Here is a 10,738-nt window from a genome sequence, read left to right as displayed (position 1 = left end):
AATCACTGCGTGAGTTACAGTGAAGTGAAAAAGGTATTTCATTATTTTACAATTAGCGTCCTTTTTTTATGTCATGTAATATTCAAAATTTTGGCACAGACGTTTTGAGCATTGAATAGTTAACTATCGACTGTAATATTCTCGTAATCTGCGCACATGCTAAGACAAAATTTATAATTTTAGTAACCTCTATAAGATAGGGAATGATAAAAAAGAACATTTTACTAACTGGCGCAACAGGAAACTTAGGTCGGTTCATAACTAATCAATCACTTGATGAAAACATTGAGAACTTCTATAATTTCAAATTCTACAAAAACTTTTTCTAGCTATAATAGAGCATATTCATAAAAAGCTGCTAAATCCAATTAAATATGGATTTAGCAGCTTTTAACTACTATTATTAATTTTTATTTTTCTTCTGACTAAAATAATAACCGACTAATAATAAAATAATCCATAACGGCGAGTAAAATAATGCGATACGTGTGTCATCGGCAAATAGCAACATAATTAAAACGAACACGAAAAATGCCAATGCAGCATATGAGCCAATAATGCCGAATGGATTTTTGAATATAGATTTTTTATGCAATTCAGCATTTTCTTTCCTATATTTGATGTAACAAATTAATATAATAGACCAAATAAAAATAAAGAATATCGTGGCTAACGTTGTCACTAATGTAAATACTTCATCTGGAATAAAGTAATTTAGTATTGCTGAGAAGAAGAGCACGACGCCTGAAAATATTAACGCAGGATACGGTACGCCACGTTTATTTATTCTTCCAAGTATTTTAGGTGCATGACCCGTATTACCCAAACCATAGACCATTCTACTATTACTAAACAAACCACTATTCGCAGCACTTGCAGCTGATGTTAACACTACAAAATTTACAATGCCTGCCGCTGCAGGTATCCCTGCTAAGACAAATAAATTCACGAATGGACTTTCTGTTGCCGAAACTTTGTTCCATGGTGTAATGCTCATAATGATTAATAAACTAAGCACGTAAAATATTAAAATACGATACCCTAATGAATTTACTGCTTTAGGTAAGTTCTTTTCAGGATCTTTCGTCTCACGTGATGTCACACCGACGAGTTCAATACCTACGAAACTAAAGACCGCCATTTGGAACGCCAATAAGAAGCCCATTGCCCCATTTGGGAAAGGTCCACCATGAGTATATAAATTATGAAAACCTGATTGGATGCCTGTGCTGGATTTAAAGCCAGTAAAGATTAACCATAAACCAATTACTATCAATAAGCCAATGGCAATAATTTTAATTAAGGCAAACCAAAACTCAACTTCTCCAAAAAGTCTTACTGTCATTAAATTTAAAATTAATAAAATCAGTACCGTACCAATCGCTGATACATATGAAGGTATATCTGGGAACCAATATTGAATATATTTAGCTGCCGCCGTTATATCGGCTATGCCTGTTGCAACCCAACAGAACCAATAGGTCCAACCTGTCAAAAACCCAAATAGATGACCTAAATAATGTTCTGCAATATCAGTAAACGAATTATACTCACTATTCGATAATAGTAATTCTCCCAACGCTCTCATCATGATAAATAAGAAAAATCCAATAATGATATATACTAATAAAATGGATGGACCGGCTAAAGAAATACTTTTACCTGCACCCAAAAATAATCCTGTGCCAATCGCTCCCCCAATGGCAATCAACTGAATATGTCGATTGGTCATTTTACGTTGCAATTCATGATCTTTCATTGCTATTCACTCTCTCCTAAATAAAAACTGTAGTAATTATGTATTGTCTTTAGTGCATACGCTTATTTTCAACCTACAAAATGGCTTCAATTCTTTTATTTTGCTATTGCTAATTGATGATTTTTGCAATAAAAAAACTTCGCCATAAATTAGAGAAGTTAATGTTGAACACATTATCAAACTTTAAAGAAAACTATTCGTATGGAAATAGTTAGAATTATAGATATACCCATGCCATTAATGTAATCAATCGCTAATCTAATGTTAGATTCAATGCATTGTAGCGTAGCTATGATATTTAATAGAAATACTTATAAAACATCCTCAAAAACAATATGTATATCATATTACTATTTCAATTTATTCTCAACAATAATATTCTGAATTTTCCTTAAATACGTAGATAATATAAAATCACTAAACGCATTAGTAACATAGCACTTCAAGTAACACAAAAAATTTAAAAGCCCCTTCAATAAATGAATTGGAGGGGGCTTTATTGGTTATTTTGAGAATTTTGCTAGGCAGTCTAACCAATCTTGATGACCATTAATCATTGGATGGCTTTCGTCTTGTGCCATTGCTTTCGCAGGTGTGCCAATTTGAGATTCTTGCGTTAAAATTCTTAGTCTGTTTTGTGGTAGTTTTTCGATAAGCCAAGCGTGATAGACGTCTAAAAACTCATCTCCTATCGCATTGTTCCAACCATGCCAAGCAATGCGAGCTATATTTGCTTCAATCACAAGTTCTTCCATTTCCGCTTCTATAGCAAAACCAAAAGTTTTAAATTTGAATCGTGTATCTTGTTGTAACTTAGCTGATGTCTGATTATACATATTTATATCACTGCTGTTTGCATAATATTGTTCCCATTTTGAAGTATCAATCAGATTTTCTATAACATTTTCAAACGCTAAATCTTTTACTATTATTTCATTTGAAGCAAAATTATCAGTCATGCCAGGCAGCCATTTTTGTGGCCAATTAATCTCATTTAACATATTATCTCTCCTCTTATTAAAGTCGAAGTAAGCATACCACCGTCTTATTCGCTTGAGAAGATTGCACTTTTTTGTAAGTTACTATCAAAAAAGTAACTATACTGTATTATTGTGTACCCTTTTCAACAATGTAATCGCTCATATATGTTTCGCCCCAATTACACATTTCATTTAAAATTGTTTCTAGCGTTTTGCCATAATCTGTAATGTAATATTCTGTTTTCGGAGGTACTTCTGGATAGATCACCTTTTCAATAAAGCCATCTTGTTGTAGTTCTTTCAACTGTTGGCTAAGCATTTTAGGTGTCGCTTGCGGTAATCGTTTTTGTAATTCATTAAATCTCAACGTATCGTCTAGTAAATACCACAATATAATAGGCTTATACTTGCCTCCAATTAAACTTATAATTGCTTCGACGGGACAATTAAACAATCTATCTTTCATAATTAATCCTCCTATTGTATATTTCATTAGTTTAAAAATAAAATAGATGCTATATTTTATACTCATCATTCATATTTAACCGCGCTTTATACACTTTTTACGAGCTATTGGTGTTTACTATGATAAATATTATAATTTGCTAACATGTTACCTTTGTTTAATCTTTTGACCATCTGTCACTCTTATAACAATAAATGTATCAATTAATTTGTTCTTATTAAATGTTTTGATTAACTTTGGAGTCACATTACCTTGAATTTTAAAAGGGATTACCTTTTGTACATACAATCAATAAGAAATCATAGTTAGCTGAATAGTAAGAAAGTGATCTTATTGTATTAATGTTGTAACTCATGATGCTTTAATTCTACTATAAGTTTTGATTCAAGCTAATCACGCGTTTTAAAAGCTAAATATTTATAGCAATGTACTACACACTTTATATAAAACTTTAAAAATCAATAAATTTTTATTATTTAAAATTATATTGTTTTTGAGCTTAATTTTTAGACTTAACTCGTACATAATAAAATCAATAAAAAATTAGGAAGAGCATATGATTAAAGCAATCCTTTTCGATTTGGATCAAACGCTACTGAATAGGGAAGTATCCCTAGACGCTTTTATTGACGCACAATATGAACGATATATCGATTATTTAAGTTCTATCTCAAAAGCTATGTTTAAAAGTAAGTTTATTGATTTTGATAATAATGGTTACGTATGGAAGGACAAAGTCTATGAACAGCTACTCGAATATTTTAATATTCAAGCGTTAACTAAAGATGAACTTTTAAAGGACTATATAACTACTTTTTGTGATTACTGTGTCCCTTTTCCACATTTATTCAAAATATTAAATGATTTAAAAGCGCATAATTATAAATTAGGAATTATTACAAATGGCCAGTATCCCTTTCAACTTCATAATATAAATGCCCTAAAATTAGATAAGTATATGGATACTATTTTAATATCTGAGCAAGAAAATATAAAAAAACCAAATCCTCTAATTTTTGAACAAGCTGCTAACTACCTTGGTCTACCAATACGCGCGTGTTTATTTGTCGGCGATAACTTCGTAAATGATTACCAAGCCGCTATAAATGCCGGCATGCATGCTATATTTAAAGCAAATCATCAAGCTATACCAGATAGCAATATACCTTTCATCGATGATTTGGAGGAACTAGTACAATTATTAAAAAACGTCTAGCAAAGACGCTAGACGTTTTTGTTATTTACCTTTATGTTTGGCTTTCGCTTTTTCACGCTTAATCTTGCGCTTACGTGCTTTAAAGGCATCTTTTTTAGCCTTACTTAATTTTTTACGCTGTTTCTTATGCAATTGATGTTCTTCCTTAATCGCCAACTGTGCTTTAGTTATAACTTTAGGTGCTTGTTGTGCTTTAGCCACTTGTCTTTGTAAACGTTTAGGATTAACTTTATTGCTTTTCACTTTGGTATCTACCGTCGTTTGTGTTGTATTTAACAAAGGTAACAACTTGTGATAAATAAAATTTAATATTTGTTCATCATTTGGTTCTGTACCGAAAGTATATTTAACAAATTTAGACTTCCCTTCTGTCTTATATTCAACAAGTGCAACGAAAAATTGGCCATTATGGAATAATGATAAGTCCATGATGTCGCCTCCTCAAAAATTTTTCAGAAATGATGGACGACCTGAGGAGGAAGGTTACTGACAAAGTATACTTTGCATTGGGACTACCAACCCAATTGTGTTTCTACATTTCTATGTTTATCTTAACGAATTATGCACCATAATTAAAGTTACTGTAGTATGAAGATTAATAATTATGAGATAAATCCACAAAATACTCGCTTTGCCATTGCTGTGTTGTTAAGGCAGTTTTGTTTAATTGTTGTTCCCAATTTGGATAAACACGCAAAGCCATCTTCCCTTTATATGATTCTGACTGTACTATCCCCTTTTTTAATAATATGTCCTTAGGGAAATAAATTGTCCTTTATGATTATTATCAATAACATTAATGACCAATGTATCGGGAAAATCTTCATATTTAAATGGAGTATTTTTATTTTCTTGGTTTTTATGCCATATCGCTACAAAATAGCCTGCTTTCTTCGGTGTTTTTTTAGCCAACCTACTTTTATAACATTTACCCTTTATATATAGATTCATAGCTTCATATTCACTATTCCACGTTTCTATTTCAATTGCTTTATTTGGTATATGAGAGAACTTCGTTTTTAGTAATGCTATAGAATTATAATGCGTTACATCGCAATTCGACATCTATCTTTCTCCTTTTATAGTCATCGTTTAAATTACATGATAATTAAAAATATCTCACTCTCATTTATAGTCTATCATAAGCAGTTTACACACGTATAAACAGTGGAAAATTTAGTCATACTTGATTGTAAATAATTTTAGAAAAACGAAATCTTTGACCTTTCTTTACCATTTAATGTACCCTAATGCTGTATTAAATATTAAGGGGGATTATATATATGTCTAAAGATACTCAAAATAATAACCAATCAGATGTGCTTACAGAAAAACTATTAGAAACTAGAACAGTAGTAATTTCCGGGGAAATAAACGATGAAGTTGCCAGGGACGTCTGCAACAAATTATTATTATTAGAGTCTATGAGTGATGACCCTATTAATTTATTCATTTCAACACAAGGCGGCCACGTAGATTCTGGTTTTTATATACGTGATATGATCAATTTCATTAAGCCAAAAGTTAATATTATAGGTTCAGGTTGGGTCGTAAGTGCCGGTATTTTCATCTATTTATCAGGAGAAAAAGATAGAAGATACAGTCTCCCTAATACGAGATTTATGATGCACCAACCAAGTGGCGGTGCCCAAGGACAATCTACTGAACTCGAAATTACTGCGAAAGAAATCGTTAGAACAAGACGTAAAATCAATGAAATCATCGCACAAGAAACTGGCCAATCTGTAGAAAAAGTAGAAGAAGACACAAACAGAGACTACTGGTTAACAGCTGAAGAAGCGCAACAATACGGTATTGTAAATAAAATTATTAACACTAGAGACGAAATTAAATAAGCTGAATAATAAAAAGGTAACTTTGTATAAAGTTACCCTTTTTGATATTGCTAAAAATGCATTGAAAATATTAGTTAGCTTACTTATAAATTTTTATAATCTTCAACGCTTTGGATGCGTTGTTTTAGCTCTGTAATAGCATTATCAAGTTCATATGTTGCGTAGCTACCAGCTAGTAAATTTTGTGCACGTGCTACAGAAGTTTTTAATTGAGCCTCGTCTTGGTTGACTGACAAATGACTCTCAGTTAAATAACTTTGTGCTTGCGTTATAAGTCGATTCAATTGATGTTTTTTCTTACTTAACTCTGCCTGACCAGCTTCAGATTGTAAATGAACTTCAAATATTTCGTTATATATTGACGATATTTTATTGATAGCCGTTAACACGACTGCTTCGTTTTTAGCGTTTTTCTTTTTATCCGCATATCTTAATACACTTGTTAATTTATTTTGATAATAGCTTGAACCCGTTGCTTTAGCCCACTTAACATAGTAGTGACGTGATTCAAGTAAGCTTTGTAAATTTTCTTTTGGCGAAACTGAGTCATTACGAAATTGATATTTTTCCGCTGCACTTATCTTACTTTCTTGTACTGTTGAAACGCCTGTCGTAAATAATAATGCGCCTGTAATACCAATAATTAGTTTATTCTTGATGTTCATTGAATGCCTCCTATTGTTAGTATTCCAAAATTAATCATATATTATTATATAACGATTGAATATATTTAATCTTGCTTTAGTAAAAAGCATACAAAAATAAGTAAAACTCTGAGATATGCTTCTTCCAGAGTTTTAAAGTGAATAATCTTTAGTTGTTCAAGCATTTTCATTTCATCGTAACCAATCGAATGACTCGTTTTAATGCCATTACAACTTTTCATTTTTTGTTACAATAATAGTATCATAACTACTAAGGAGTTATATTTATGAATCGTCCACTAATGATCCATCATACAATTAATATAGTATTGTTAATAATTCTTGTGATATTGAATTTTGCTAAGTTGGGTATCATGAGTACTATTATTCTTGCGCTTCTCTTTTTAATTAATACTATTTTATTAATTAGAGCTAATAAAAAGTTTATCGACTCGAAAGGTGTAACGATTGAAAATAAGCATCATAACTTTTAATCAAAATGGACTTCTAAATAATAGAAGTCCATTTTATATGAGCAAACTATAACTCATTCATAGCGTTATATAATTCAATAAACTTTTGTCCTTCTTTTTTGGCTACTTGGTTAAATTCCCAAAGTTCATCTTGCGCGTTCTTAATACTAATTTTATAAGGTTGCATCGAGAAACTCATTTTCATATGTTGTATTTCATTAAAATGAAAATCGTTTCTTATTTCTGTTCCGTTAAGCAAACCACTCGCTTCAAAGTGCACTTTGTCTCCATATAAAGTTAATACCCCTGGCACATTGTTAGCGGGATATATTTTCATTGCAGCGTATATGGACAACACTTCTTTTGACACCGTTCATCCCCCTATCTTTGTTTACAACATCATTGCGTTAAAATAATACTAGTCATCAAATATTTAACCTATGATAACAATATTAATCATTTTTCCACTAAATTTTAATAGCGTTTTCAATTTAATTGTTAATTATCCTTCGTGATTATAATTTTAGCGTTATACTGTTGTATGTATATTTTTATAACAAGGATGGGACAAGGAGTTTAATTATGAACAAGAACAGTGAACATTTAATCGACCCTGAGCTTAGAACATATTTAGAGCAATTTCGAACGACGCCATTGAATGCTGAGACCTTACAATATTTGAGAGACAATCAAACTAAAAATAAAACTTTTTATACGCCTGAACATCTTCCTGTAAATATGACTGAACGTACGATACCTGGGCTAAACGATGCCCCAGATGTCAGAATCATCATTTTCAAACCTACCACTCGCACTTCACCTAAACCTGTTTATTTGAGTATTCACGGGGGTGGAAACATAATGGGTACAGCTGATTTAGATAACGCAGAGAATGCTAAATTGGCAGTTGATTTAGACTGCGTCGTCGTTGCCGTAGATTATCGATTAGCTCCAGAAACAAAACATCCTGGCGCTTTAGAGGATACTTATGCCACATTAAAATGGCTATACAATAACCACGAGACATTAAACATTAATAAAAATAAAATCGCTATAGGTGGTTCAAGTGCAGGGGCGGGACATGCTGCTAGACTTGGACTTTATACACGAGACAATAGCGAGATTAACATTATGTTCCAATATTTAGAAATGCCGATGTTAGATGATCGGACTTGTATTAATGACGTGAGTCCATACACAGGAGAATATATTTGGGATAATAGCAACAACTATTTTGGCTGGTCATCACTGCTTGGCCACGAACCCGGAAAGATTGAAGTTGCACCATATGCGGTCCCTGCACGTGTAGCAGATTTATCGGCACTTCCACCGACTTTAATTATTATAGGTGCTTTAGACCTCTTCGTAGATGAAAGCATGGACTTCTCCCAACGCTTAATTCACGCGGGAGTACCAACAGAATTACATGTTTATCCTGGCGCTTATCATGATTTTAAAAGTATTAAAACGGCACGCATTTCAAAATCTATGCAGGATATAAAATTAGCAGCGATGCGTCGTGCATTTTATGATTAACAATACTTTAAATCACATTAAAAAAACACTTGTGCTTTTATTTAAACGGTATTACTTTAAAAAGTACACTATGTTATTATTTTTATAATGAAATTTTTGGAACACTTAATTTTTATGACTGAGGAGGCTTATATTTGAAAGATAATAATTTCCGAGGAAATAATAAAAACAAAGCAACTTTAGTGTCATCATTACCAATATTTATATTTTTAATAATACTGTCTATACATACGATTGTGACGAAAGATAATTTAATAGCTATCGGTTTATCAATATTTTCCTTAATTATTTTTACTGCAATGACCACTTTATTGCTTTATACATACTTAATGGGTACAAAACAATTGCAAGATCGTAAATAATTAAGGAGGTGCGCTATGAAATTTGTTTGTTTTAACACTATGACAGAAAAAGGACTTACTAAAAAAGTGAATGCGTTTTTGGAAGAAAATCCTTATATAGAAATTATTAAATTTGATTATGAGGTTGGAACAAGTGGTTTCGGTGTAGGCATATTATATGATGACAAGAAACGCATTTAATCACGACAATTTTATACTCATAAATTACTTAAGCTTGGCATTCATTTGCCAAGCTTTCTTCATGCTTATTATTGTGTGACTTTTACTTTCTACAGTAATTATTTTACTAAATTTCCTTAGTTACGCTTCCTTTCACTAAAGAGTGATAGCATTTAGATGGAAATGTTTAATTATAGACACCTACTTCATAAGGAGGCACAACATTGAAATTTAAAGAACTATTTAGCAGAGACGACAATAATAAAGTGAAAGTTTTCATAAAGCATAAATACAATGCATTTTTAAATTTAGAAATGAACACCTATAACATTACGGTATTAATAATTTCAGTTATCCTTGTTAGCGCCATAACCACACCATTTTTAGGCATACCACTCGGTATCTTAGCTGGTATGTATATTATCGAGAGCAAAAACAAAAGGTAGTTACTGTAAACTATAAAGAGAGCTTAGCATGTATTTGCTAAGCTCTCTTCTTATTATAAACCTAACTTCAACCATCTCTTTCTACACAAAATCAAGATTAAACAGTTCAGTATAAAAATTATTAAAAAGTATATACATATACTAACAATATCTTTAGTAGATAAAAATAAAATATCACCTTTCAATAATTTTTCAACAGAACCATATAAAGTATTACTAGCTTCGAAGGGAGCTAATATACCAAATTTACTTTTATCCACTGCTACTAAAATAATTGTACCTATCCAATAAACAATACTAATACCAATGCTAATCAAAACATTAGGTGAAACGACACTAATTGTCCCCACTATCAATATATATTGCAAAATGACTAAAGAAAATAATATCAATAATATGTGATACTGTGAAAAGTTTGAAAATATTATTGAAATCACCGTTATTGCAATAAATATAAAGAAAAGACTTTCTATAAATAAGACCGCTATTTTTTTATAGAAGAAAGAAAATATATTTTCTCCTATAAGTTTATAAAAAAGTATATTTTTGTTGGCATACTCTTTATTAATAAAATAAGCGATAACAAAAGAAAACAATAAAAACCCAAATTCGGTGGCAACTGTATAGGCACTAAAAAAATATTCTTCATATGTTAAATGTTTAACCTTATCGATTCCCACAGGTAAAAAGTATCCTAATAAAAACAAGAATGAAAACAAGATTCCCACTATCAAAATTATATAGTTTGAAAGAGTTTTTTTAAATTCAATATTCATACTATACTCCTTAAATAATTTATAAATTTATATAGTCATCTATAACTTTATCTTTCGAGTAATAT

The 10,738-nt window shown here is 31.1% G+C and carries 14 protein-coding genes and 1 pseudogene; 7 read left to right on the top strand and 8 right to left on the bottom strand.

Annotated features, from left to right (window positions below; translation table 11 throughout):
• Positions 1-403 precede the first annotated feature (403 nt).
• The 3 genes from RPL90_RS03180 to RPL90_RS03170 form a co-directional block, all read right to left on the bottom strand.
• On the bottom strand, positions 404-1,759 hold the full coding sequence (locus RPL90_RS03180) for an amino acid permease (RefSeq protein WP_313545179.1): 1,356 nt from the start codon (positions 1,757-1,759) through the stop codon (positions 404-406).
• Positions 1,760-2,262: 503 nt separating this feature from the next.
• Positions 2,263-2,760: an SRPBCC family protein gene (locus RPL90_RS03175; RefSeq protein WP_313545162.1), complete on the bottom strand. Its 498-nt coding sequence runs from the start codon at positions 2,758-2,760 to the stop codon at positions 2,263-2,265.
• A gap of 106 nt (positions 2,761-2,866) precedes the next feature.
• Positions 2,867-3,205 carry a winged helix-turn-helix transcriptional regulator gene (locus RPL90_RS03170; RefSeq protein WP_313545146.1) on the bottom strand — a complete coding sequence of 113 codons (339 nt, stop codon included), beginning with the start codon at positions 3,203-3,205 and terminating at the stop codon, positions 2,867-2,869.
• A 556-nt stretch (positions 3,206-3,761) separates the two neighbouring features.
• Between RPL90_RS03170 and RPL90_RS03165 the strand changes: the two genes are divergently transcribed.
• The gene (locus tag RPL90_RS03165; RefSeq protein WP_313545131.1) at positions 3,762-4,421 is read left to right on the top strand and encodes an HAD family hydrolase; all 660 of its coding nucleotides are present in this window, start codon (positions 3,762-3,764) and stop codon (positions 4,419-4,421) included.
• Positions 4,422-4,442: 21 nt separating this feature from the next.
• Here the strand turns inward: RPL90_RS03165 and RPL90_RS03160 are convergent, their stop codons facing one another.
• Both RPL90_RS03160 and RPL90_RS03155 read right to left on the bottom strand, forming a co-directional pair.
• Entirely contained in the window at positions 4,443-4,850 is a 408-nt protein-coding gene (locus RPL90_RS03160) for a YjdF family protein (RefSeq protein ID WP_313545113.1), read from the bottom strand.
• A 166-nt stretch (positions 4,851-5,016) separates the two neighbouring features.
• A pseudogene (locus RPL90_RS03155) lies at positions 5,017-5,372 on the bottom strand (MepB family protein).
• Between the two features lie 332 nt (positions 5,373-5,704).
• Between RPL90_RS03155 and RPL90_RS03150 the strand changes: the two are divergent.
• Positions 5,705-6,277 (top strand): ATP-dependent Clp protease proteolytic subunit, encoded by a 573-nt coding sequence (locus tag RPL90_RS03150; RefSeq protein WP_313545097.1) that lies wholly within the window; start codon positions 5,705-5,707, stop codon positions 6,275-6,277.
• Between the two features lie 83 nt (positions 6,278-6,360).
• Here RPL90_RS03150 and RPL90_RS03145 read toward each other — a convergent pair whose 3' ends face one another.
• Positions 6,361-6,942, bottom strand: a complete 582-nt coding sequence (locus RPL90_RS03145) for a complement inhibitor SCIN family protein (RefSeq protein WP_313545080.1) — start codon at positions 6,940-6,942, stop codon at positions 6,361-6,363.
• 266 nt (positions 6,943-7,208) lie between these two features.
• Between RPL90_RS03145 and RPL90_RS03140 the strand changes: the two genes are divergently transcribed.
• Positions 7,209-7,415, top strand: coding sequence for a hypothetical protein (locus RPL90_RS03140; protein ID WP_313545063.1), 207 nt, complete (start codon positions 7,209-7,211; stop codon positions 7,413-7,415).
• Between the two features lie 46 nt (positions 7,416-7,461).
• On the opposite strand, the gene RPL90_RS03135 is transcribed toward RPL90_RS03140, so the two are convergent.
• Complete coding sequence (locus RPL90_RS03135) at positions 7,462-7,764, bottom strand: hypothetical protein (RefSeq protein WP_313545051.1); 303 nt, start codon at positions 7,762-7,764, stop codon at positions 7,462-7,464.
• Between the two features lie 212 nt (positions 7,765-7,976).
• On the opposite strand from RPL90_RS03135, the gene RPL90_RS03130 reads away from it, so the two are divergent.
• The 4 genes from RPL90_RS03130 (at position 7,977) to RPL90_RS03115 (ending at position 9,897) form a co-directional block, all read left to right on the top strand.
• Positions 7,977-8,930: an alpha/beta hydrolase gene (locus RPL90_RS03130; protein ID WP_313545036.1), complete on the top strand. Its 954-nt coding sequence runs from the start codon at positions 7,977-7,979 to the stop codon at positions 8,928-8,930.
• A gap of 134 nt (positions 8,931-9,064) precedes the next feature.
• Complete coding sequence (locus tag RPL90_RS03125) at positions 9,065-9,292, top strand: hypothetical protein (protein WP_313545021.1); 228 nt, start codon at positions 9,065-9,067, stop codon at positions 9,290-9,292.
• 15 nt (positions 9,293-9,307) lie between these two features.
• Positions 9,308-9,472 carry a hypothetical protein gene (locus RPL90_RS03120; RefSeq protein WP_313545006.1) on the top strand — a complete coding sequence of 55 codons (165 nt, stop codon included), beginning with the start codon at positions 9,308-9,310 and terminating at the stop codon, positions 9,470-9,472.
• A gap of 203 nt (positions 9,473-9,675) precedes the next feature.
• Entirely contained in the window at positions 9,676-9,897 is a 222-nt protein-coding gene (locus tag RPL90_RS03115; RefSeq protein WP_313544990.1) for a VraH family peptide resistance protein, read from the top strand.
• Between the two features lie 53 nt (positions 9,898-9,950).
• Here RPL90_RS03115 and RPL90_RS03110 read toward each other — a convergent pair whose 3' ends face one another.
• A complete protein-coding gene (locus RPL90_RS03110; protein WP_313544973.1) occupies positions 9,951-10,673 on the bottom strand; it encodes a peptide ABC transporter permease in 723 nt (240 codons plus the stop codon).
• Positions 10,674-10,738 lie beyond the last annotated feature (65 nt).

The organism is Staphylococcus kloosii (assembly GCF_032139365.1).
Lineage (GTDB): Bacteria > Bacillota > Bacilli > Staphylococcales > Staphylococcaceae > Staphylococcus > Staphylococcus kloosii_A.
The sequence above is the reverse complement of the archived record's forward strand: the minus strand, read 5'-3'. Positions and strand labels throughout refer to the sequence as shown.